The 21,532-nt window shown below is 63.8% G+C and carries 22 protein-coding genes; 14 read left to right on the top strand and 8 right to left on the bottom strand.

Annotated elements, in window-relative coordinates; translation table 11 throughout:
* Position 1 precedes the first annotated feature (1 nt).
* The 4 genes from FNB15_RS06225 to hslV all read right to left on the bottom strand — a co-directional run bounded on the left by FNB15_RS06225 (position 2) and on the right by hslV (position 3,428).
* Entirely contained in the window at positions 2-790 is a 789-nt protein-coding gene (locus FNB15_RS06225) for an SDR family NAD(P)-dependent oxidoreductase (RefSeq protein ID WP_144067879.1), read from the bottom strand.
* 73 nt (positions 791-863) lie between these two features.
* Positions 864-1,475: a PAS domain-containing protein gene (locus FNB15_RS06220; protein WP_144067878.1), complete on the bottom strand. Its 612-nt coding sequence runs from the start codon at positions 1,473-1,475 to the stop codon at positions 864-866.
* An 82-nt stretch (positions 1,476-1,557) separates the two neighbouring features.
* A complete protein-coding gene (gene hslU, locus FNB15_RS06215; RefSeq protein WP_144067877.1) occupies positions 1,558-2,874 on the bottom strand; it encodes an ATP-dependent protease ATPase subunit HslU in 1,317 nt (438 codons plus the stop codon).
* A complete protein-coding gene (gene hslV / locus FNB15_RS06210; RefSeq protein WP_281287794.1) occupies positions 2,871-3,428 on the bottom strand; it encodes an ATP-dependent protease subunit HslV in 558 nt (185 codons plus the stop codon). Before hslV ends, hslU begins: the two co-directional genes overlap by 4 nt.
* Positions 3,429-3,633: 205 nt before the next feature.
* On the opposite strand from hslV, the gene FNB15_RS06205 reads away from it, so the two are divergent.
* Entirely contained in the window at positions 3,634-4,503 is an 870-nt protein-coding gene (locus tag FNB15_RS06205) for a hypothetical protein (protein ID WP_144067876.1), read from the top strand.
* Positions 4,504-4,630: 127 nt separating this feature from the next.
* On the opposite strand, the gene FNB15_RS06200 is transcribed toward FNB15_RS06205, so the two are convergent.
* Complete coding sequence (locus tag FNB15_RS06200; RefSeq protein ID WP_144067875.1) at positions 4,631-5,443, bottom strand: hypothetical protein; 813 nt, start codon at positions 5,441-5,443, stop codon at positions 4,631-4,633.
* A gap of 291 nt (positions 5,444-5,734) precedes the next feature.
* Positions 5,735-6,208 carry a helix-turn-helix domain-containing protein gene (locus FNB15_RS06195; protein WP_246068805.1) on the bottom strand — a complete coding sequence of 158 codons (474 nt, stop codon included), beginning with the start codon at positions 6,206-6,208 and terminating at the stop codon, positions 5,735-5,737.
* Between the two features lie 537 nt (positions 6,209-6,745).
* Here FNB15_RS06195 and FNB15_RS06190 point away from each other — a divergent pair.
* The 13 genes from FNB15_RS06190 (at position 6,746) to FNB15_RS06130 (ending at position 18,253) form a co-directional block, all read left to right on the top strand.
* Positions 6,746-9,037 (top strand): methyl-accepting chemotaxis protein, encoded by a 2,292-nt coding sequence (locus tag FNB15_RS06190; protein WP_185973736.1) that lies wholly within the window; start codon positions 6,746-6,748, stop codon positions 9,035-9,037.
* Between the two features lie 328 nt (positions 9,038-9,365).
* Complete coding sequence (locus FNB15_RS06185; protein ID WP_144067872.1) at positions 9,366-9,878, top strand: hypothetical protein; 513 nt, start codon at positions 9,366-9,368, stop codon at positions 9,876-9,878.
* Between the two features lie 168 nt (positions 9,879-10,046).
* On the top strand, positions 10,047-10,637 hold the full coding sequence (hisB, locus tag FNB15_RS06180) for an imidazoleglycerol-phosphate dehydratase HisB (RefSeq protein ID WP_144067871.1): 591 nt from the start codon (positions 10,047-10,049) through the stop codon (positions 10,635-10,637).
* A gap of 9 nt (positions 10,638-10,646) precedes the next feature.
* The gene (locus tag FNB15_RS06175; protein ID WP_144067870.1) at positions 10,647-11,120 is read left to right on the top strand and encodes a DUF2628 domain-containing protein; all 474 of its coding nucleotides are present in this window, start codon (positions 10,647-10,649) and stop codon (positions 11,118-11,120) included.
* Entirely contained in the window at positions 11,117-11,764 is a 648-nt protein-coding gene (hisH, locus tag FNB15_RS06170; protein WP_144067869.1) for an imidazole glycerol phosphate synthase subunit HisH, read from the top strand. The genes FNB15_RS06175 and hisH overlap by 4 nt, the downstream gene beginning before the upstream one ends.
* A 45-nt stretch (positions 11,765-11,809) precedes the next feature.
* Positions 11,810-12,358 carry a GNAT family N-acetyltransferase gene (locus tag FNB15_RS06165; RefSeq protein WP_144067868.1) on the top strand — a complete coding sequence of 183 codons (549 nt, stop codon included), beginning with the start codon at positions 11,810-11,812 and terminating at the stop codon, positions 12,356-12,358.
* Complete coding sequence (gene hisA, locus FNB15_RS06160) at positions 12,355-13,092, top strand: 1-(5-phosphoribosyl)-5-[(5-phosphoribosylamino)methylideneamino]imidazole-4-carboxamide isomerase (RefSeq protein ID WP_144067867.1); 738 nt, start codon at positions 12,355-12,357, stop codon at positions 13,090-13,092. The genes FNB15_RS06165 and hisA overlap by 4 nt, the downstream gene beginning before the upstream one ends.
* Before the next feature lie 6 nt (positions 13,093-13,098).
* Positions 13,099-13,446, top strand: a complete 348-nt coding sequence (locus FNB15_RS06155; RefSeq protein WP_144067866.1) for a hypothetical protein — start codon at positions 13,099-13,101, stop codon at positions 13,444-13,446.
* A 9-nt stretch (positions 13,447-13,455) separates the two neighbouring features.
* Positions 13,456-14,217, top strand: a complete 762-nt coding sequence (hisF, locus tag FNB15_RS06150) for an imidazole glycerol phosphate synthase subunit HisF (protein ID WP_144067865.1) — start codon at positions 13,456-13,458, stop codon at positions 14,215-14,217.
* A gap of 18 nt (positions 14,218-14,235) precedes the next feature.
* Entirely contained in the window at positions 14,236-14,565 is a 330-nt protein-coding gene (locus FNB15_RS06145) for a phosphoribosyl-ATP diphosphatase (protein WP_144067864.1), read from the top strand.
* A gap of 27 nt (positions 14,566-14,592) precedes the next feature.
* The gene (locus FNB15_RS06140) at positions 14,593-14,967 is read left to right on the top strand and encodes a histidine triad nucleotide-binding protein (protein ID WP_144067863.1); all 375 of its coding nucleotides are present in this window, start codon (positions 14,593-14,595) and stop codon (positions 14,965-14,967) included.
* Positions 14,968-15,100: 133 nt separating this feature from the next.
* On the top strand, positions 15,101-17,062 hold the full coding sequence (locus tag FNB15_RS06135) for a TonB-dependent receptor (protein ID WP_144067862.1): 1,962 nt from the start codon (positions 15,101-15,103) through the stop codon (positions 17,060-17,062).
* Between the two features lie 219 nt (positions 17,063-17,281).
* The gene (locus tag FNB15_RS06130; RefSeq protein WP_144067861.1) at positions 17,282-18,253 is read left to right on the top strand and encodes a hypothetical protein; all 972 of its coding nucleotides are present in this window, start codon (positions 17,282-17,284) and stop codon (positions 18,251-18,253) included.
* A gap of 3 nt (positions 18,254-18,256) precedes the next feature.
* Here FNB15_RS06130 and FNB15_RS06125 read toward each other — a convergent pair whose 3' ends face one another.
* Both FNB15_RS06125 and FNB15_RS06120 read right to left on the bottom strand, forming a co-directional pair.
* The gene (locus FNB15_RS06125) at positions 18,257-20,575 is read right to left on the bottom strand and encodes a S8 family peptidase (RefSeq protein ID WP_144067860.1); all 2,319 of its coding nucleotides are present in this window, start codon (positions 20,573-20,575) and stop codon (positions 18,257-18,259) included.
* Entirely contained in the window at positions 20,559-21,386 is an 828-nt protein-coding gene (locus FNB15_RS06120) for a S1 family peptidase (protein ID WP_144067859.1), read from the bottom strand. The genes FNB15_RS06125 and FNB15_RS06120 overlap by 17 nt, the downstream gene beginning before the upstream one ends.
* Positions 21,387-21,532 lie beyond the last annotated feature (146 nt).

The raw sequence follows: 21,532 nt of genomic DNA, 5'->3' as shown, positions 1-21,532 counted from the left end.
GTTACGCCTTGTGCGGCGCACGGGGCTGGGCCAGCCGCATGCCACTGTCGACCAGCAGCGTTTCGCCGGTGACGTTGACCGCCGCGGTCAGGAAGAAGGCGATGCTCTGCGCGACGTCTTCCGGCTTGTTGGTAGTGCCCAGCGGCGCGGCGTTCCGCCAGGTGTCCTGTGCCGCCTTGTAGGCCGCCTCGCCCATGCCCTGCTGCAGCCATTCGCCCTCGACAAAGCCGGGGCAGACGGCATTGATCCGCACCTCCGGCCCCAGCACGCGGGCGAGGCTCAGCGTCATGCCATTCAGCGCCGCTTTCGAGGCGACGTAGGCGATCGACGACCCGGTGCCATAGATGCCGGCAATCGACGACACATTCACCACCGAACCGCGCCGGGCACGCAGATGGGATTCGGCGGCACGCACCATCTGGAAGGGCGCGATGCTGTTGACGGCGAAGATGTCATGGAAATCCTGGGCCGACAGCCCGGCAAGATTGCGATGCGCGACAAACTTGGTCGTGCCGGCATTGTTGACCAGGTAGTCGAGATGACCGAAATGCGTGACGGTTTCCTCGACGATGCGGCGGCAGTCGGTATCCTCGGCGACATTGCCTTGCACCAGCAGCGCCTCGCCGCCAGCAGACTTGCAGTCGACGGCGACCTTCTCGGCGGCGGCCCGGCTTTTGGAGAAATTAATCGCCACGCTGCAGCCGCGCCCGGCCAGCAGTCTGGCAGTCGCGGCGCCGATGCCGCTCGAACCGCCGGTGATCAGCGCCACATGTCCCTTGAGATCGCCCATGATTTTTCGTTACCCCCTCTTTATGCGGAGGATGCTAGCCTGCCCGGGCGAAGGTGTCAGGCGTCAGCCAGACTCAAACCGCAGCAGGTTCGACAGTCCGGCCGACGAATTGCAGCGGCACGCCGCTGCCCAGATCGACAAAGGCGCGTTCGCGCACTTCGCGGTATTGCGAGAAGCCGGTTTCCTGCATGTCCCAGCCGGCTTCGCCTTCCGGCACGAGCGTGACGTAGAGATAGCGCGGGCGGCCGGGCGCGGCATCGTCGCTGACCGGCAGGTTCACCACCTCGCAGACCACTTCATGGCCGAAGCGGTTGGTGGTGATCAGCCGGGTCAGCATGCCGCAGTCATGTGTCATGCAGGCGACATAGGCGGCGCTGGCGCTGGCGTGGCGTTCTTTCGGCACGAAATCGAGATAGGGCCGTCCGGTCGGATTGGTGCCCAGAAGCTGGATATAGGCTTCGCCGGCCAGGCGGTAATGCGGCTCGGCCGGGATGTCGCAATCCATCACCACCATATGCGGCAGGCAGGCCTTCAAACGCCCCGGTTCGATGGCCGACTTGGCCGGCAGGCCGCCGGCTTGCTGTCGCAGCGCGATATAGTGATCAACCAGTTGGTGGGAAACCGGATGGTTGAGCCAGCCACGCGCGGTGGTCAGGGAGGCAAAGCGAAGCAGTCGTTCCGGCATGCTTCGGCCTTAGCATTCGCCGCCGCAGCTTTCAACCGCACAATCAGTGAGATTCCGCGCGTGGGACAGCGAGGACATAACCCTAGAGGATGTACTTGCTCAGGTCGCTATTCTTCGCCAGGTCGCCGATGCGCTGCTGCACATAGGCCGCATCTATCGTGATTGTCTCACCTGAATGGTCAGCCGCAGAGTAGCTGATCTCTTCCAGCACGCGCTCAAGCACGGTGTGCAGCCGGCGGGCACCGATGTTCTCCACGCCCTCGTTCACATCGGCGGCGATCTGCGCCAGTGCGTCGATCGCGTCGTCGCTGAAGTCCAGCTTCACCTGTTCGGTGCCCATCAGCGCGGTATACTGCTTCAGCAGGCTGGCTTCCGGCTCGGTCAGGATGCGCTTGAAATCCTCACGCGTCAGCCCCTTCAGCTCGACGCGGATCGGCAGGCGGCCCTGCAGTTCCGGCAGCAGGTCGCTCGGCTTGGCCAGCGAGAATGCGCCGGACGCGATGAACAGGATATGGTCGGTCTTCACCGCGCCGTGTTTCGTGTTGACGGTGGTGCCCTCGATCAGCGGCAGCAGGTCGCGCTGCACGCCTTCGCGCGAAACATCGCCGCCGCCGCGGTATTCGCTGCGGGCACAGATCTTGTCGATCTCGTCGAGGAAGACGATGCCGTTCTGCTCGACCGCCTCGATGGCTTCCTTCACCAGGTTGTCCTGGTCCACCAGCTTGTCGCTTTCTTCCTGGATCAGCGCCTTCATGGCATCGCCCACATTGGTCTTGCGCGGCTTGCCGCGCCCACCGCCAAAGGCCTTGCCCAGCATGTCCTGCAGATTGGTCATGCCCATCTGCGCGCCGGGCATGCCGGGAATCTCGAACATCGGCATGCCGCCGGCACCGGCGTCTTTCAGTTCGATCTCGATCTCGCGCTTGTCGAGTTCGCCTTCGCGCAGCATCTTGCGGAATTTCTGCCGCGTCTCGACATTGGCCTTGTCGCCAACCAGCGCATCCAGCAGGCGTTCTTCCGCTGCAAGCTCCGCGCGGGCCGAAACGTCCTTGCGCTTTCTCTCGCGGATCATGGTCAGCGCGCCTTCCAGCAGGTCGCGCACGATCTGCTCAACATCGCGGCCGACATAGCCCACTTCAGTGAACTTGGTGGCTTCCACCTTCAGGAAGGGTGCATTGGCCAGCTTGGCCAGGCGGCGTGAAATCTCGGTCTTGCCGACGCCGGTGGGGCCGATCATCAGGATGTTCTTGGGCAGCACTTCCTCGCGTAAGCCTTCGGGCAGCTGCTGGCGGCGCCAGCGGTTGCGCAATGCGACGGCGACCGCCTTCTTGGCATCGTGCTGGCCGACGATGTAGCGGTCGAGTTCGGAAACGATTTCACGCGGCGAGAAAGAGGTCATGACAGCTTTTCTACGATGATGTTGCCATTGGTGTAGACGCAGATATCGGCGGCGATCTTCAGGCTCTTGCGCGCGATCGCCTCGGCATCCATGTCGTCGCGGTCGATCAGCGCGCGCGCGGCGGCGAGTGCGTAATTGCCGCCCGAGCCGATGCCGATCAGGCCGTCCTCGGGCTCCAGCACATCGCCGGTCCCGGTCAGCACCAGCGACACGGCTTTGTCAGCCACCGCCATCATCGCTTCCAGGCGACGCAGATAGCGATCGGTGCGCCAGTCCTTGGCAAGCTCCACGCAGGCGCGCGCCAGCTGGTTGGGATAGCGTTCCAGCTTGGCTTCCAGTCGCTCGAACAGCGTGAAGGCATCGGCGGTTGCTCCGGCGAAACCGGCCACCACCGATCCGTCGCCGAGACGGCGCACCTTGCGCGCATTCGACTTGATCACCGTCTGGCCCAGGCTGACCTGCCCGTCACCGGCGAGAACGATCTGGTTGCCCTTACGGACAGCAATAATTGTCGTCATGATCGGGAAATCCTCGGCATCGAAACGGACCTTCATGTAGGGGCGCGCAGGCCGGGCTGCAAGCCGGCTCCATCGCACTGCAATGAGACGACCTGTGACGCCCGGCACAACCAGCAGTCTACGCAACCGCGGTAGCAGCGCCCAGTTGTGGCCTCCGGGTTGCGGCCAGCCCCCTCGACTTAGCTCAGGCGCTGCCCTAAAATTTATCTGTCGCCGCAGGCAGGCGCGGCAGGGGTATTGAATGAATTATCTGATCGACCCGCAAGGGCATTGGTGGCGCTGGCCGTCGGCAACGTTGGCCGAACGGCTCGGCCATACCGATCCCGATTTCGATCTCGCCGCCTATGCCGCGCGCAATCTCGGCTATGTCTGGCTGGTGATCGAAGACGAGGTCACGCTGATGCAGTTCCGCGCCGGCATGGTCAGCCAGGCGATTGTGAACTCGCTCAAGCCTTATCTGCGCAAGGCCGTGCTGTCCAAGCCGGTCGCGCTGGTTTTCTATGCCACCGGCTGGCTCGAGGAAGTGTTCGTCGAGCCGAACGGTCTGCTGGCGCGTCTGGACGAACTGGCGCCGCTGCGCGAGCCGCGCATGCGCGACCAGTTCATTGCACATGCGCACCAGCCGAGCGAATGGCTGTATCATGCACATCATCATCTCAGCAGCCTGTTCGAACTCTGGCGCTTCGAGGGCGGCACCTATTCCGATCCGGTGCAGCGCTATCTCAGCAGCAGTGGTCTGATCGAGCGCACGGTGTTCGTCGAACCGCGCAACAACGAACTCTTCGTCAACGCCACCGGCGGCGGCTTCACCATCTATGACAATTTCCAGATGCAGAAGGTTGCCGGTCGCCGCGTGTCCGACCAGCCCGACCGCGCCTATGGCGCCTGGGTCGAAAACAGCTACCGCACCTGCCTCGAAAGCGGCCGGCCCGCGCTCGATGATGTTGATGCGATCATCGAGGAACCGGATCACGATCCGCGCCGGCGCCGTTACCAGCGCATGATTCTGCCCTGGCGGCAGACCGATGGCAGTCGGATGCTGACCGGCAGTTCGCTGGTGAATATGCAGCTGGCGATCCCGCTGTCGTTCGACAGCAAGCCCCAGAGCTGAGTTTCTGGCCAGGCTTCTGGGCTGACTTTTCGGGCTGCGCTGAATTTTACTGACAGAAACAGCGGTCAGGTAATCGCCGGCTGATTCTCGGCCGGCTTTCACCTCTGCGAAAATTACCCGCGACGCATCAATTCAATGCTGCGCGAATCTCGCCCGTAACCGGTGCGACATGTTCGTCCTTCGGCGCGATCAGGTCCGGGAAGCGCTGCATGTCGGCCAGCAGTTCCTGCCGGTCCATCCAGATCAGCGCGCCCTGATAGCGCATCTTGCCGTCCGGCGCGCGCCATTCCAGCGCCGGTTCCACGTTGCTGTAGCCATAGGCTTTGGCCACGCCCTTCTCCACCAGGATGAACTTCACGAAACTGATCGTGTAATCGGTATTCCACTGCGTCAGCGCCAGCGCACGGCTGATGCGCGGCAGGATCGCCGGCAGGCCACGCTTGCGATAGTCGGGATGGATCCAGGTCGAACCGGAAAACACGATGCGACCGCTCAGCTTCGTCGCACTCGGCGAGGTGAAGCTGCAGGTCTCACCCGGCTCGCACATCTGCTTCGGATCGGCATAGAAGAAGCGGAAGCTGGAAACGCACTCCGCCAGCGAACTGCCGGTCAGGTCATAGACGCGCGCTGCCTGCGTCGACACCACATCACCGGCCTCGTTGCGGCCGATGATGCAGAAGCCGTTGCTGGCGTCGATATCGCTCAGGCTGTTGTTGAAGCTGGGTGCCAGACTGTCCCAGCTGTCCTTGTTGGCGTTGTTCACGTTGCGCAGGTAATCGAAATCGGCATTCAGGCTTAAGCTGACGCCGCGCTCCCGTGCCGCCTTGTCGGCGGTCAGGAAGAAATGGCCAAGCTCTTCGCGCGGGCCATGCTGCACGGTGATCTGATCCGGCAGGCGCCGGAAAGCGGTACCGGTATTGATGCGTGATTGATAGGTCATGTCTGCCTCCTTGGCTTTGGTTAACGGAGACAGGTTATACACCTGAGGTTAAGGAAGCGGCGGAGCGACTAACTATGGTTGCAATGCACGGCGCGCCGCACACGCGAATATCCATTGCGCTGTCAGTCTCCGCGCGATGGATGGAATTTATTTCAGGAGTGAACCTGCAGCGGTTGCTGCAGGCGAGGTGCAACGGCGCTGTCGGGATCGACGGCCGCGGTCACGGAAATGCAGGCATGAAAAAACCGGGCCCTTGCGGGCCCGGTTCAATCGTATCGGTCGGACTGCGTTTTACGCTTCGGTCGCCGGTGTGGCCGCGACAGCGGGAGTTTCGCCGCCTTCCTCACCTTCGGGCTTGCCGCTGTAAGACGCGGCAGCGGCCTTGATCAGCTGGAAGATGCGGTCGCGCACCATCGAGTCCGTGATCTTGCCGAAATTACGCACCAGTTCGAGCGCCTGGCGGCGCGATACCGGGCTCTTGTCCTGCTCGATTTCCGAGACGACGGCATGTTCGGGCCGCGCGGTGGGCTGCTGCTCGATGCCGGGCATGTCCTCGAAGAAGTAGGACGGCGGCACATTCAGGATCTGGGCGAACTGCTGCAGGCGGCTGGCGCCGATGCGGTTCAGGCCCTTCTCGTATTTCTGAATCTGCTGGAAGCTCAGCTGGACCGACGTACCCAGGCGTTCCTGACTGAAACCGGCAAGGGTACGGCAAGCGCGCAGCCGGGCCCCGACATGGGCGTCATAAGGGTTCGGTTTACGCATGAACGTCTCCATCACAAGTGAAGCTTTACAAGCATTCGATGTAGTGTTTTTACCATTAGTTGCCAGCGGCTGCTACCCGGTTGCAAATTTGCATTTCGGACTAAAAGCACCGCATTTCCTCGACTTACCGGGCATTCGGCGTTGCCGATTCCGCCTGTCGCGAGAATGACTTACCCCGGAAGACAACCATGACGTCAGGGCGTGTTCAAGCCGTTTTCGCGCGGCGCGACGCTATTCTAAAATTTCGATAACCCAGCGCTGGTGAAGCGACTTGACCGTCGTGTCGGCTCTGGCGAGTGTGAGTCCGGGAAACGCCGGAACAGGGCATCAGGCCTGCCAAGACAGGTCGCCAAGCTGTGACTGAGGAGTTTCCCGTATGGATTGCACGATCTGCCCGCCCCCCTGTCCGCCGACCTGTCCCTCCGCTGCTGCCCAGTCCGCCGGCCCTCTGGCCGCTTGATCCCAGCTCTTCCTGTTCCGCAATCCAGCGCCGCCGGCAGGCCGGTCATTCCGGCCCAGTTTATGGAGTTTCCAGCGATGGCCGTTTCCGAAGCCGCCACCGATCTCATCCCCCAACCCGCAACGGAATCCCGCAAGCCGCCGCTGGCCGCCTGGTTCGGCCGCCTCGGCATCCGTGCCCGCATCGCCATCGGCTTCGGCATTGCCCTCGGCCTGCTGGTGATCGTCTCGGCCGCGTCGGTCTATGGCGTGCAGGCCGGCCGCAGCGCTTTCGGCACTTATGATCGCATCACCGGCAACAACCAGCGTCTGCAGCAGTTCGAGCGCGACATGCTGGATCTGCGCCGCAATCTGCTGCTGTACATCGAGCGCGACGATCCGCGCGGCCTGCTCGCCACACGCCGGCTCGAACCGCAGATGACCGAAACGCTCGACACTCTGGTTGCCGGCGTGCGTGATCCGCAGCGCAAGGCGATGCTGGCCGAGGCTGCACCGCAGTTGAAGAGCGCCTTCGCCAAGCTGGCGCAGGCGATCACGGCGCGCAACACGCTGAAATCCGTCACCGGCAGCCAGCTCGATGTTTATGGCCCGCGGGCGCGCGACAGCCTGGTGCAACTGGTGAAGGCCGCCAACAAGAAACAGGATTTCGTTTCCGCCAGCGAAGCCGGCCTGGTGCTCGACGGCTTTTCCGAAATCCGCATTGCCGCCACGCGCTTTGTTGGCAAGGGCGACATGGCGATGGCCAACGAGGCGCGTGGCAAGGTCGGCACCTTCGTCGACATGATCGAAGATCTGAAGGCCGTGCTGGATGATGAAGCGCTGCAGAAACTCGCCGCCGAGGCCGAAGGCTTCGCCAAGCAGTACGAAGCCGGAATCCTGGCTGCCGCTGCGGCTGCAGGCGACATCAATCGACTGGTCTATCAGGAGATCGAACAGGAGATCGCCCAGATCGTCGAGAAGATCGATCAGGTGAAGACCAGCCAGGGTGCCACGCTTGCGCGCGAACGCGACGGCGCCATCAGCGTCTTGGAAACGACATTTGCCACCGTGCTGGCCGTGTCGCTGGTGGCACTGGCGATCGGCATCATCTTTGCCTGGCTGATCGGCCGCAACATCGCCAATCCCATCGTGGCGCTGACACAGGCGATGTCGGTGCTGGCGCGTGGCGATTTCAGCGCCATCGTGCCGGGTCTGCAGCGCGGCGACGAAATCGGCCGCATGGCCAATGCCGTTGCGGTGTTCAAGCAGAACGGTGCCGAGAACGAGCAGCTGCGCCAGGCCGTGGACCTGGAACGGCGCAGCGCCGAACAGACGCGTGGTGAACAGGATGCGCTGCTCGATCGTGCGGTCGGCGAGATTGTGGCGGCGGCTGCCGCCGGCGACCTGCAGCACCGCATCGACACCGCGCCGCTCGATGGTGTCGCCGTCCGTCTGGGCGATGGCATCAATCGCCTGCTCGATGCGATCAGCGGTGCCATCGCCGATGTCGGCGGCGTGCTGTCAGGCCTTGCGTCTGGCGATCTCACGCGGCGCGTCGATGGCGACTATCACGGTGTCTTCGCCAAGCTGCAGGGCGATGTGAACATGGCGGGCGAGACGCTGGCCGATGCGATGCGCCAGATCGCGCAGAGTGCCAATACCGTCCGGGACGCTTCGGCGGAGATTTCGACCGGCAGCCAGGATCTGGCGCAGCGCACGGAGAGCCAGGCCGCGGCACTTGAGCAGACGGCGGCCTCGATGCACGAGGTGACGGCCACCGTGAAGCAGAATGCCGACAACGCGCAGGCGGCCAACCAGCTGGCGGTGGCGGCCCGCGACACCGCCGAGAAGGGCGGCAGCGTGGTGGCCGACGCGGTCACGGCGGTGACCCAGATCGAGGACAGCGCGCGCAAGATCAGTGACATCGTCGGACTGATCGACGAGATCGCCTTCCAGACCAACCTTCTCGCCCTCAACGCAAGCGTTGAGGCAGCGAGGGCAGGCGAGGCCGGCAAGGGCTTTGCCGTGGTGGCGCAGGAAGTGCGCGCGCTGGCGCAGCGTTCGGCCAATGCCAGCCGGGAGATCAAGGGCCTGATCCAGGCCTCCAACACGCAGGTGAAGACGGGTGCGGCCCTGGTGAACCAGACCGGCGCGGCGCTGGCCGAGATCGTGACTTCGGTGAAGAAGGTGTCGGATATCGTGGCCGAGATCGCCGCTGCCAGCAGCGAACAGGCGCGTGGTCTGGAAGAGGTCAACGGCGCGGTGGTGAACATGGACGAGATGACGCAGCGCAACGGGGCGCTGGTCGAACAGACCAACGCCTCCGCCCAGGCCATGGCAAACCAGGCCGGCGAGCTGGCGGCGCAGGTGGCGCGCTTCAGGATCGGCTGAGCCTCGCTTCGGGCTCCTCGGCGGGACTATTAACCATACCGCGAATAGCGAGCGGGAGAGTTCTATTTCCATTCCTGATCGAATGCACTTGTATTCGACAATGTAGACAAAAAGCGGTATCGTGAATGTTTTCTGCTCGCCAAAAACGAGTAGTCGATCTAGTCTGGACTCGCAGAGCGAGTCCGATTGCTTGTAATTAAAGGGTTTTTTGCCACTCCTACAACCGCCATCGTCAGCAGACTGCCCATAGCCGTGCGCCAAGGAAACTTTTCCAATCATCGCTGCTCTGCCCGTCTCCGGACCCCTTGGTCCGGTCGGTGCGGGCGGCATGACGGCTGAGCCGGAGGACGATATGGGTGACCGGCTGGGGCGGGTGCTGGCGCTGCTGCAGGCGACCCCATTTCCCCTCGACCTGATCGACAACCCGGCTCGCACCGGCCAGTGGATGATCACCCTGGGCAACCTGAAGCAGGCGGTGGCACTGCTGCGGCCGCAGCCCCAGCCGCAGCCAGGCGCCGCATTGGCGGCGCCGACGGCCTATGAAACGCGCGGCGAACGCGTGGTCCGCGCCTTTAACCGCATGATCGAAGGCCTGCCGCTCACCTGCCTGAGCAACCTGTCGCCGGTGATCAAGCTCGGCCTGATCTGGCCGCTGCTGATCGATCTCGAGGCGCTGGAGCGCCGCCTGCTCGTCCTGCAGCCGACCGATGTCTCGGCCTACAGCGCGCGGCTGACACAGTATCGCCAGGATGCCGCGGCCATGGCCCGGCGCCATGACGCGCCGGACCCGCCGCCGTCCGGCCCGCCGCTGCGCCCGCCGGCCAGCATTCCGGTGCCCTGAAAAACAGCGCTAAACCCCGAAAACGGACTGCAAAAACCCGGCGATTGGTGGGCCAGACGTGTGGCAAAAGCCCGGTAGTCACCGCTGCCGGTTCCTGCTATACCGCGCCCGATCCCGGCCGGGGCTTCAGGTCCCGGTACCGGAGCGGGGTGTAGAAGGAGAGCGTCCATGGCCCGTACGGCCAGCGTTGCGCGGAAAACCAACGAAACCGAGATCTCGGTCAAGCTCGACCTCGATGGTCAGGGCACCTACAAGGTGTCGACCGGCGTCGGTTTCCTCGACCATATGCTCGAGCAGCTTTCGCGGCACAGCCTGATCGACCTTGAGGTCCAGGCCAGGGGCGACATCCATATCGATTTCCACCACCTGACCGAAGACACCGGCATCGCCATCGGCGAAGCCGTGTCCAAGGCGCTCGGCGACCGCAAGGGCATCACGCGCTATGCCGATGCGCTGATCCCGATGGACGAGACGCTGACCCGCGTCGCCATGGACGTGTCGAACCGTCCGTACCTGATCTGGAAGGTGAACTTCACCAAGCCCAAGCTTGGCGACATGGACACTGAATTGTTCAAGGAGTGGTTCCAGGCGTTTGCGCAGAATGCCGGCATCACTTTGCATGTCGAGAATCTCTATGGTGAGAACAATCACCATATCGTCGAGTCCTGCTACAAGGGCGTCGCGCGCGCATTGCGACACGCCATTACGCTCGACGCCCGCAGCCCGCATGCGGTGCCGTCGACCAAGGGCAAGCTCTAAGAGGCGTTCATGCGATTTTACACCATCCATGAGCGCCCCGCGCAGACAGCCGGCGGCGACGCAGAGGTGTTGGCGATTGCCTCGGGCTTCCGCTGGTGGGCCGCGATCGCGCCAATCGTCTGGCTGCTGTGGCACCGGCTCTGGCTCGGCGTCGCGCTCTATCTGCTGTTCAGCGTCGCGCTCGGCGTGGCCTTTGCGCTGGGTGACGTTGCCGAACCGGCGGCGACGGCCATTGGCCTGGCGGTCAGCCTGCTGATCGGACTCGGTGCGGCTGACTATTGGCGCTGGACACTGGAGCGGCGCGGCTGGCGGCTGGTCGCCGTGCTGCGCGTCGACGCGGCGGTCGATGCCGAAGATCTCTATATCCGCAGTCGAGGCGCCGGCAGCAGCGCGGCCGTCAGTGTTGCGCCCCTGCCGCAGACTTTCCCGCCCGCCATGCCGCCATCTGCACGCGGCAACGAAGCCTTTCCGAGGCTGTTATGAAACGCGTCGCATTGATCGATTATGGTTCCGGCAATCTGCGCTCCGCCGCCAAGGCGATCCAGCGTGCCGCCGATGAGAACGCGATTGCGCTCGATCTCAGGGTGACGGCGAAGACCGAGGATGTGACGGCAGCGGATGCCATCGTGCTGCCCGGCGTCGGCGCCTTTGCCGATTGCTACCGGGGTCTCAGCAGCCTGGGGGGTATGATCGACGCGCTGAACGATCAGGTCATCGCAAAAGCGAAACCGTTTCTGGGTATCTGCGTCGGCATGCAGCTGATGGCCAGCGTCGGCCGCGAGCATGGCGAACACAAGGGGCTGGGCTGGATCGACGGCGCCGTCGAACTGCTCAAGCCGTCTGACGCTGCACTGAAGATTCCGCATATGGGCTGGAACCAGCTCAACCTGCGGCAACCGCAGCATCCGGTGCTGGCCGGCATTCATTCCGGCGATCATGCCTATTTCGTGCACAGCTATCATTTTGCGGCGCAGGACCGCGGCAATGTGCTCGCCGAGGCCGACTATGGCGGCCCGGTTCTGGCCGCAATTGGCCGCGACAATATGGTGGGCACGCAGTTCCATCCGGAAAAGAGCCAGGCCACCGGGTTGCGCCTGCTGGCGAACTTCCTGCGATGGCGCCCCTAAGTTGCGTCTTTCGAGTCGGGCCAGTCTTTTGAGTTGGATGCGAGCATGAATGCCAAAGTGAAAACCACCGCGCCGAATGCCGTGATCGAAAAGGTCGAGGCGCTGAACGACGACGAACTCGACGAGCTGTGCGACGCCGCCGAGAAGGCGATCCTCGATGGCAACGGTTTCGGCTGGCTCAAGGCGCCCTCGCGCACCGTGCTGGAACGCTACTGGCGGGGCGTGCTGCTGATGCCGCAGCGCGATCTGTTCGTGGCGCGGCTCGATGGCGCCGTGGTCGGTTCCAGCCAGCTGCTGCGCCCGCCGCCGAACAACGAGGCGCAGGCGCATTCGGCGCAGATCACCTCCTTCTTCATCGCGCCCGGCGCACGCGGTTTCGGCCTGGCGCGCGGCCTGATCAGGCTGGCGGAAGACATCGCGCGCGATGGCGGCTATCGCCAGATCGATCTCGACATGCGTGCCAGCCAGCAGGCCGCGATCCAGCTGGCCGAAGGCGCGGGCTATCAGCGCTGGGGCACCAAGCCGCGCTATGCGCTGGTCGATGGCGTCTATGTCGACGGCTATTTCTATTCCAAGAGTCTGGTGGCCGAATGAGCGCGCTCAATCTCTATCCCGCCATCGACCTGAAGAACGGCGAATGCGTGCGCCTGCAGCAGGGCGACATGGCGCGCGTCACCGTCTTCAATTCCGATCCGGCGGCGCAGGCGAAAGCCTGGGAAGATGCCGGGTTCAAATATCTGCATCTTGTCGATCTTGACGGTGCCTTCGCCGGCAAGCCGGCCAACGTCGCGGCCGTCAAGGCGATCCGCCAGGCGATCCGGCTGCCGATCCAGCTTGGCGGCGGCATCCGCGATGAAGCCACCATCGAAAGCTGGCTCAACGCCGGCATTTCGCGTGTCATCCTCGGCACCATTGCCGTGCGCAATCCCGATCTGGTCAGGGCGGCGGCGAAACGCTGGCCCGGCCGTGTCGTGGTCGGTATCGATGCGCGCTCGGGCCGCGTGGCGGTCGAAGGCTGGGCCGAAGCCAGCGACCTCGATGCCATCGATCTCGCGAAAAAATTCGTCGATGCCGGCGTCGCCGCCATCGTTTACACCGACATCGACCGCGACGGTCTGCTCAAGGGCGTGAATGTCGCCGCCACGGCCGCGATGGCGCGCGCCGTGCCGATCCCGGTGATCGCGTCCGGTGGTCTGGCCGGCATCGAGGATCTCGTCGCGCTGAAGCACGAAGCCGCCAACGGCGCCGCCATTGATGGCGCGATCCTCGGACGCGCGCTGTATGACGGCCGCATCGATCCCGCCGCAGCGCTCAGGGAAGCAGCATGATGCGAAATGGCGATCCTCGATAAGGCGACCGGCTGGATGGCGACCAAGGTGGCACGACTGGTATTCGACCGGCAGCAGCTCGACTGGGCCAAGGTCGACCGCGTCGCCATCGACCGTCGCACCAGGGCGATCTCGGCCACGCTGCTGCTCGCAGGTGAAGAGCATCCGCTTGAGATGCGCGGCAGCTACGAGGACCGCGATGGCCGCATCGTCATCCTGTCGCTGTCGTTTTCGCGGCCGTGGATGGATGGCGCGACGCGGACCTTCGGCCTGCTCGACGTGATCAATGCCGAACTGGCCGATCTGCAGGACAGTCACCCGCTGGCGCGGCGTCTCGCCGCGCTGCTGCTCTAGGAAACGACCATGACTCTCAAGGTCCGCATCATTCCCTGTCTCGACGTGAAGGACGGCCGCGTCGTCAAGGGCGTGAACTTCGTCAACCTGCGCGATGCCGGCGATCCGGTCGAGCAGGCCACGGTCTATGATGCTGCGGGTGCTGACGAACTCACCTTCCTCGACATCACGGCCTCGTCGGAGGCGCGCGACACGCTGTTCGATGTGGTGGCGCGCACCGCCGAGCGTTGCTTCATGCCGCTCACCGTTGGTGGCGGCGTGCGTACGGTGGAGGATGTGCGCAAGCTGCTGCTGGCCGGCGCCGACAAGACCTCGATCAACACGGCTGCCGTTAACCGCCCCGAATTCGTACGCGAGGCAGCCGAGAAATTCGGTGCCCAGTGCGTGGTGGTGGCCATCGATGCCAAGCAGGTGTCGTCCGGCAAATGGGAAGTCTTCACCCATGGCGGCCGCAACGGCACCGGGCTGGATGCGGTGGAATGGGCGCAGCGTATGGCGTCCTATGGTGCCGGCGAGATCCTGCTCACCTCGATGGACCGCGACGGCTCCGAGAAGGGTTTCGACCTCGACCTGACCCGTGCCGTGGCGGATGCGATTTCCATTCCGGTGGTCGCCTCGGGCGGCGTCGGCAATCTGGATCACTTCGTTGAGGGTGTCGCTAAAGGCCATGCCTCGGCCGTGCTGGCAGCCTCGATTTTCCACTTCGGCCGGCATAGCATCGGCGAAGCGAAACAGCACATGGCCGCCGCCGGCATTCCGGTCCGGCTGTAACAGGGAGATGAAACGGCGATGAGCGAGAACCGCGACACGCTGGAACGGCTGTACGAGACGATCAAATCGCGCAAGGGCGGCGACCCGGCCGTGTCGCATACCGCCAAACTCTTCGCCAAGGGCCGCGCCAAGATCGCGCAGAAGATGGGTGAGGAAGCCGTCGAGCTGGCGATTGCCGCCGTCGCCGAGACGCGTGAGGAAGTCATCTCGGAAAGCGCCGACCTGGTCTTCCACCTGCTGGTGCTGTGGGCCGAATGCGGCGTGACCATCGAGGATGTGCGCGCCGAGCTGCGCCGCCGCGAAGGCCTCTCGGGCATCGAGGAAAAGAAGGCCCGCCAGCTTACCTGATCAGATTCATTCCGGGAGAGACCAGCGATGGCTGCCGCCTACGACAGCAACAACATCTTTGCGAAAATCCTGCGCGGCGAGATTCCGTGCAAGAAGGTGCACGAGACCGCGCACAGCCTGGCTTTCCACGACATCAACCCGCTGTCGCCCGTTCATGTGCTGGTGATCCCGAAGGGGCCTTACGTGGGCTTCGACGATTTCTCGGCCAAGGCCAGCAATGACGAGATCGCCGATTACGTGAAGGCGATCGGCGATGCGGCACGCAAAGTCGGCGTCGATGCCGATGGCTACCGGCTGCTCAGCAACTGCGGCGCCAATGCCAACCAGGAAGTGCCGCACCTGCATGTCCATATCTTCGGCGGCCGCGTGCTGGGCCGCATGCTGAAGACGGACCGCGAGTAGCTTTCCAGATTTCCCGGTTTTCCAGGGCTGGCGGGACAAAACCCGCCAGCTTTTTTCGTGCTGGCCAGGGCTTGCGGCTGGGGAATGTTATTCTATAACGTTATAGAATAACATTCTCTCCCCGGGGGTCCGCATGTCATCCGTTTTCCGTCGCAGCCTGCTGCTCGGCACCATCCTGCTGCCGTTTCCGTCCTTTGCCCAGGAGGCGGCGCAACTGTCCCCCGTCGTCGTCACCGCGCCGCTGCCGCAGACCAGCCAGGCCGATCTGGTCGAGGGCAGCAGCGTGCTGACAGGTGAAGAGCTCGACCGCCGCCGCGCGGCGACGCTCGGCGAAACCCTGCAGGGTCTGCCCGGTGTGTCGTCGTCGGCCTTCGGTCCGGGCGCCGGCCGGCCGATCATCCGCGGCCAGGGCGGACCGCGCGTGCGCGTGATGCAGAACGGCCTCGACACCTTCGATGCCGCCACCGTCAGTCCCGATCACGCGGTGGCAGCACCTATGGGCGGTGTGCAGCGCGTCGAGGTGCTGCGCGGGCCGTCCACCCTGCTCTATGGTTCGTCGGCGATTGGCGGCGTGGTCAATGTGATCGACGGCCGCATCCCGGACTCCGTGCCGAAGAACGGCGTCAGCGGCCCAGGAATCGAAGGACGGGCGCGTCTCGACTATGGTTCGGCGGCGCAGGAGAAAAGCGGCTTCGCCGGCATCGACGCCGCAGTGACGGACAAGTTCGTGGTGCATGGCGAGGCCGGTGCGCTCACGGCCGATGACTACAGAGCCGGTGGTGGCCGCAGGATCGACAACTCGGCGATGCGCAGCCAGAACGGCGCGATCGGCGCGTCTTACCTGGGCGACAGCGGCTATGCCGGCGCCAGCCTCAGCCGTCTCAGCAGCTATTATGGCATCCCCGGCGACGAGGCCGTGCATATCGACCTGCAGCAGACCCGCCTCGATACGCGCTTCGGCCTCTACGATCCGCTGCCGGTCCTGGAGGAAGTGAAGCTGAAAGTCGGCTATGCGAACTACCTGCATGACGAGATCGAGCCTGATGGCCAGCCGGCGACGCGCTTCGACAACGACAGCTGGGAGGCGCGGCTTGAGGCGATCCACACGCCGCTGTTCGGCGGCAATGACGGCGTGATCGGCGTGCAGACCGGCCGGCGCGATTTCTCGGCGCGCGGCGAAGAGGCCTATCTGCCGGCCAACGTGACCGACAGCAACGCGCTGTTCCTGCTCGAACGTTTTGATACCGGGTCGTGGCTGTTCGCGCTCGGTGGCCGCATCGAGCATGTCGAGATCGACAATCTGAGCGACACCAACGACCGTGACTACACGCCGGCCAGTCTCTCGGCCAGCGCCACCTGGCGCTTCACACCCGGCTGGCAGGCGGGCGCGGCCGTGTCCTACACCGAACGCGCACCGACGGCGGAGGAGCTCTATGCCAACGGCGCGCATCTGGCGACGCGCAGCTTTGAAATCGGCAATGTCAATCTTGGCAAGGAAGCCGCCTGGCATTCGGAAGTTTCGCTGCGCAAGGTGCAGGGCGATCTCACCGGCGGCATCAATGTGTTCGCCACGCGCTACAAGGACTACATCTATGGCGCCTTCACCGGCAACCAGCAGGACGATCTGAACGAGCTGCAGATCAGCCAGACCGATGCCGACTTCCGCGGTGTCGAAGTGGATGCAGCCTGGAACTTCTGGCGCGATCCGACGAAGAAACGCCGTATGGGCATCGATGGCGGCGTGGATTTTGTCCGCGCCGAAGACCGCAGCAACAGCGCCAATCTGCCGCTGATTCCGCCGCTCGGCTATCGGCTGGGTTTTGTCGCCGAACAGGAAGATATCGGTTTCCGACTCGAGCTGGCCGGCGTCGCGCGGCAGGACCGCGCGGGGGCCAATGAAACCACCACCGACGGCTATCGCGTGATCAACGCAGCCGTCACCTGGCGGCCGTTTTCGGAAAACCGCAACGTGGCGCTGCTGCTGCAGGGCCGCAACCTGACCGACGAAGAGGGCCGGTTGCACACATCGATGCTGAAGGAGCAGGCGCCGATCCGCGGCCGTGAAGTGCGGCTCGGTGGCAGCGTGACATTCTGAAAAATGCATCCGCAGACGCACGAATACACCCGTAGTCGAGTCTTGCCTGCTGCTCGAGAATCAGACCGGAGATTCCCGAAACCGCTTTGACCTCTCTTCGCCGGCGTGTTTAATGCAGCCGGGGTTCCAGAGGCAGTTTCACAACAACAACGGCGTCATCACGGCGGCTTCAGAGTGTGTGTGTCAGTTCCGCGCCGTGTGTGACGGGGGGATACATCCATGACCTTGACCAGGACATTGCGTCTGCTTGCCGTCATGCCTGTCGTTCTGGGCGGCTGCGCCTCGACAGATTTCCGTCTGCCGAAGCCGTCTGCTGCGGATGAAGCCGCCGCGGGACAGCAACCGCTGCCAACTTCACTGCCCATGGTGGCGAACAAGGCAACTGCCACAGTCACGCTTTGGGACGATGCCGCAGGGGATCTGGTCTCGTCGGCGCGCTATTACGATGCCGGCCTGTTTGCATCCGCGGCGGCCATGGTCACCGGGCTGGTCTACAAGGCGCATCCCGATTTCATCATCGGCAGCGCGCTGTTCGGCGGCGCCGTGGGAACCGGCAAATGGTATTTCAATCCGATCGGACGCGCGAATATTCTCGGACAGGGCAGCAAAGCCATGTCCTGCCTGGCGCAGGCCTCGGCGCAGATGCAGGCCGTAGTCTCCTCGACCGAATACACCGCCGTCATCACGGCGGCCAACACGGTTTCGGGCCGGCTGGCGACAGCGCGCGGGTTCGTTGCCGTCGACAAGGATTCCGGCCGCCTGAGCAGGCTGAACGATGCGATCGTGGCGGCCAATACGGCGCTGACAGCCGTACGTGAGTTGCGCAAAACCGACGGCGAGGCGGTGAAGACGGCGTATCGCGGGTATTCCGACATCTGGTCGCACACCAACACCAAATACATGGCGACGATTCAGGATGTCACTCTCGGCAGCTTCACCTCGCGTCTGACGTCGGCGATTCAGGAGGCGGCGACCAGCCGCGCGGCCATCGATACGGCCCGCCAGGCCCTGCGCCCGGCACCTGCGACGTTGCCGCTCCCGGTGGCGGCCGACCCCACTGACAGCACGACGGCGACCAAGGAGCTGAATGACGCGGTCGGTACGCTGAGTGCCGCGCTCGGGTCTTCCAGCCTGATGACAATCACGGATTTCCCGAAGGATGTTCAGGCCTGCGTCACGCAGGCAGCCTGAGGCTCAGCGTCGTTTCGGCACGAAGTCGATCAGGTTTGCCGGCGTCACCGTCACGGCGACGGCGGAGTCGCGTTGACGCAGGCTGAATTCCACCTTGTCATCAATATCGACCGGGCAGAGGTCCTCGCGCTTCATGAGGTGCGGGTCTTCGTTCCGGTCGCTGCGCGTCCAGAACTGCCAGAAACGCTGCCCGGTTTTCTCGTCCTTCACGATCGACAGTTTTTCAAAATGATCGAGCAGTCGCTCCTTGCCGCAGAACTTGACTGCGGCCTGCGTATCCGTGACTTCGCCTCGCAGCACGACGGTTGAGGACGGCTTGCCTTTCGCCGCGCGGTCGCCGGCTGCGGTGTTTGCATCGACCGCGATTTCGACGACATCTTCCCAGACGGACAGGGCCTTCATCGCATTCAGGCGGCCGCCTGAATAGGTCAGGCTGCGCAAGCCATGTGACGGATCGCTCGAACTGATCAGGCGGGCCTTGATATCTTTCGGCGGCAGGCCTTCGGAATACAGCAGTGCCGACATGAACGAGACCAGCGGCGCCGCGAACGAGGTGCCGCTCAGATTGGCCGGTGCCAGTGTGAGGCGATCTCCGGTATCCGGCATCTTCATGGTGTGGACCGGGATGTCGCAGCCCGGGGCCAGCAGATCGACAGCGCGCCAGCCGCGCCGCGAGAATTTCGCGATCTGTCCGTCGGCATCATGGGCGCCGACCGTGACCACGATGGCGCCATCTGCACGCGCCGGGTCGCCGCCGAGCATGGAGGGCCATTGCCCGGTGCTGTCGTCGCCGCCATCGTTCCCAGCGGCAACGACGAGCAGAATGCTGTGATTCTTCGCATGCGCGAGCGCATCGCTAAAGTATTTCGCCCGCATCGGCGTGGCGAAGCTGATGTTGATGATCGGAAATTTCTCGCCTTCCGCGGCGGCCTGGACCGCTCCGGGCAATTGCGGCGCACTGAGCGTGAGCGGATCGCCGATCTCCTTGCCGACCAGACTGACTGGAATGATCGAGACGGGTAAGGGCACAACATGGCGCAGGTCGTCCATCACGCGCGAGCCGAGCGCAGCGCTGGCGACGGCAAGGCCATGCCAGCGGTCAGGCCGCGCGCCCAGCATGGCGGGCGTTGTGGCCGCGTTGACGTTCGTCGCCAGGTTGAGGCCCTCGACGATTCGCACTTTGGGCGGCGCGCTGGTCCGCATATCGGGAAGCGCGCGTATCCTGGCGAAATACTCTTTCGGGAAGGTCTGCGCATGGTTTTCTGCGATATCCAGTCCGGTATCCAGCACCATGATCCGTCCGCGCGTCACGGCATCGCCCGGCTGGCGGTTGGGATTGAGCACCCTGTTGCGTCCGATCTGGGCAACCAGATCGATGGCCGATAATGGCCAGTCGGCGCGCAGTTCGGAGGCCTTTCCACAGGCCGGCGCGCTGGTGTCGATGGTGGAAGCTGTCACCAGAAGAGCCGCTTCTCCCTGCTCGACATTGTTCGGCACATTTGAAACGGCGCGGTTGACCGGCTTGCTTAGGAGTGTTGCCTCGTCCCGCATCTGGGCGGCCTGCACCTTGGCGGTGGCTTCTGCGGAAGAGATGCCGTCCTTGAGCCTGATCTCTGACCAGAAGGGTTCCTTGCCCGGGATCGTCAGTTCCTGGTTGGCTGCCAGGCGGTTGATATCGGTCAGATTGCTGTTCAGCGCAAAGACCTGATCGAAGTTCAGGTTGGAATAATACTGGCTCACCATATTGCGCCAGGCGTCGGTCTCGGTGCCGAGTTTCAGGTTGTCACGGACCAGCTTTTCATAGCCGGCGTCGGTCTGGGTATTCGACGTGGTTGGCACAGTCCGGTTGACCGGCGGCGGCGCGGCAACGGCAGTGGCTTCGCCGACCCTGACGAAAAGCTTTTCCAGCGTATCGCGATCCTGGACGAGGATACGCTTTGGCCCCGGCGACCGGGCGCAGGCGGGGAACTCCACCGTCAGCGGCGCCTTCTGCGCGGCCGTCAACGACAGCCCTTTCAGGCCGCGCTGCTCATTCCGCTCGAGCAGCAGCCGGCCGACCGTCGGATCGAGACTGCCGCAGCGGCGCTGGATCTCGTCAGAAATCTTGGCGCCCGGGGGCAGATCCATCATCTCGCTGGCGCCGACCTCCGCGATGGTCATGGCAAGCACGGGAGACACCTGCTGTCCAATACGGACATTCAGCCGTTCCGGCCCGGCAGTCCTGCCGGTATCGGTGGGTTGGGCGGCGACAGGAAATGCGACACTCGCCAGCAGCGCGCCGGTGACAGCGGCAAGGCAGGATGCGCTACGGATGGCAGACATTGGCGCCACTCTCGTTCAACCCGCAGATGCGCACGGCATGTTTGTCGGCCCAGTCGGCCACAAACCACGCGATGGCCGGATTGCCGAGATGCGACAGGTAGGATTCTTCGAACTGCTTGATCCAGCCGCGCGAATTGACGCCGATGATGGCACGGGCCGCGATCTCGGTGCCGGTATAGGCAGCGCCGCCGCTGTCGCCGAAACAGAGCGACGACCTGCCCTTGGCAACCACATAGGCGCCATCGATCCGCACTGCCTTCACGGCGTCTTTCTCGCTGCGATACAGAACACCCATCGGTCCGCCGCCGCCATCCTGCCGGCAGCCGAATCCCAGCAGGATCACGTCTGAATCGCGGCGTGGCGTCTGGGCGGCGAGCGAGATCCGCTCATAGCGCTGTCCGTCCGGCAAAGGAATGGGCTTGGAGGCCAGGCAGAGCGCGACATCATACTGGTGGTAATTCTCGTATTGCGGATTGTAGCGCGGATGATGGCTGCAGGTGACGCTGACCGCAGCTGGCGTGTTCGGGTTGATCTCGCCGACGGCGCCGTCATTGATGCAATGCGCGGCGGTCAGGATGACCTGCCTGCCGATGGCAGTGCTGGTGCAGGCCTGATTGTTGGCGACAAAATAGAAAGTCGCCGGCCAGTTGGCGGTCTCCGCCTGCTCGCCGCCGATGATTTTGGGACTGGCGGCCGAAGGCTCGGCTGGCAATACGGTGAATGACGGCTTTTTCTCCTGTGCGCCGGCATGGCAGACAGGCAGCAGACTCAGAAGCGACAGTATACAGATGGTAAAAAGACCCGATTTCATGACCACCCCCTGTCTGAAAACGATCTCTTCCTCACCGTAGTCCGCAGTGTTGCGGGGCGCGAGTCGAATTTTCTGCGACAGAAAAAATGTCAGAGGGTGTTGAATACGATGGTGTTCAGTTCTGATGCCGCGCCTGCATGAAGCTG

The organism is Ferrovibrio terrae, from assembly GCF_007197755.1.
GTDB lineage: Bacteria > Pseudomonadota > Alphaproteobacteria > Ferrovibrionales > Ferrovibrionaceae > Ferrovibrio > Ferrovibrio terrae.
This window is presented reverse-complemented; position numbering and strand designations above follow the sequence as displayed.

Excerpts from the sequence above, each read along its gene's own strand:
- hisB (WP_144067871.1), top strand. The coding sequence starts at position 10,047 with ATGGCCCGTACGGCCAGCGTTGCGCGGAAAACCAACGAAACCGAGATC.
- FNB15_RS06120 (WP_144067859.1), bottom strand. The coding sequence starts at position 21,386 with ATGAAATCGGGTCTTTTTACCATCTGTATACTGTCGCTTCTGAGTCTG.
- FNB15_RS06155 (WP_144067866.1), top strand. The coding sequence starts at position 13,099 with ATGGCGATCCTCGATAAGGCGACCGGCTGGATGGCGACCAAGGTGGCA.
- hisF (WP_144067865.1), top strand. The coding sequence starts at position 13,456 with ATGACTCTCAAGGTCCGCATCATTCCCTGTCTCGACGTGAAGGACGGC.
- FNB15_RS06205 (WP_144067876.1), top strand. The coding sequence starts at position 3,634 with ATGAATTATCTGATCGACCCGCAAGGGCATTGGTGGCGCTGGCCGTCG.
- FNB15_RS06195 (WP_246068805.1), bottom strand. The coding sequence starts at position 6,208 with ATGCGTAAACCGAACCCTTATGACGCCCATGTCGGGGCCCGGCTGCGC.
- hisA (WP_144067867.1), top strand. The coding sequence starts at position 12,355 with ATGAGCGCGCTCAATCTCTATCCCGCCATCGACCTGAAGAACGGCGAA.
- FNB15_RS06165 (WP_144067868.1), top strand. The coding sequence starts at position 11,810 with ATGAATGCCAAAGTGAAAACCACCGCGCCGAATGCCGTGATCGAAAAG.
- FNB15_RS06130 (WP_144067861.1), top strand. The coding sequence starts at position 17,282 with ATGACCTTGACCAGGACATTGCGTCTGCTTGCCGTCATGCCTGTCGTT.
- hslV (WP_281287794.1), bottom strand. The coding sequence starts at position 3,428 with ATGAAGGTCCGTTTCGATGCCGAGGATTTCCCGATCATGACGACAATT.
- FNB15_RS06140 (WP_144067863.1), top strand. The coding sequence starts at position 14,593 with ATGGCTGCCGCCTACGACAGCAACAACATCTTTGCGAAAATCCTGCGC.
- FNB15_RS06145 (WP_144067864.1), top strand. The coding sequence starts at position 14,236 with ATGAGCGAGAACCGCGACACGCTGGAACGGCTGTACGAGACGATCAAA.
- FNB15_RS06225 (WP_144067879.1), bottom strand. The coding sequence starts at position 790 with ATGGGCGATCTCAAGGGACATGTGGCGCTGATCACCGGCGGTTCGAGC.
- hisH (WP_144067869.1), top strand. The coding sequence starts at position 11,117 with ATGAAACGCGTCGCATTGATCGATTATGGTTCCGGCAATCTGCGCTCC.
- hslU (WP_144067877.1), bottom strand. The coding sequence starts at position 2,874 with ATGACCTCTTTCTCGCCGCGTGAAATCGTTTCCGAACTCGACCGCTAC.
- FNB15_RS06185 (WP_144067872.1), top strand. The coding sequence starts at position 9,366 with ATGACGGCTGAGCCGGAGGACGATATGGGTGACCGGCTGGGGCGGGTG.
- FNB15_RS06190 (WP_185973736.1), top strand. The coding sequence starts at position 6,746 with ATGGCCGTTTCCGAAGCCGCCACCGATCTCATCCCCCAACCCGCAACG.
- FNB15_RS06175 (WP_144067870.1), top strand. The coding sequence starts at position 10,647 with ATGCGATTTTACACCATCCATGAGCGCCCCGCGCAGACAGCCGGCGGC.
- FNB15_RS06135 (WP_144067862.1), top strand. The coding sequence starts at position 15,101 with ATGTCATCCGTTTTCCGTCGCAGCCTGCTGCTCGGCACCATCCTGCTG.
- FNB15_RS06125 (WP_144067860.1), bottom strand. The coding sequence starts at position 20,575 with ATGTCTGCCATCCGTAGCGCATCCTGCCTTGCCGCTGTCACCGGCGCG.
- FNB15_RS06220 (WP_144067878.1), bottom strand. The coding sequence starts at position 1,475 with ATGCCGGAACGACTGCTTCGCTTTGCCTCCCTGACCACCGCGCGTGGC.
- FNB15_RS06200 (WP_144067875.1), bottom strand. The coding sequence starts at position 5,443 with ATGACCTATCAATCACGCATCAATACCGGTACCGCTTTCCGGCGCCTG.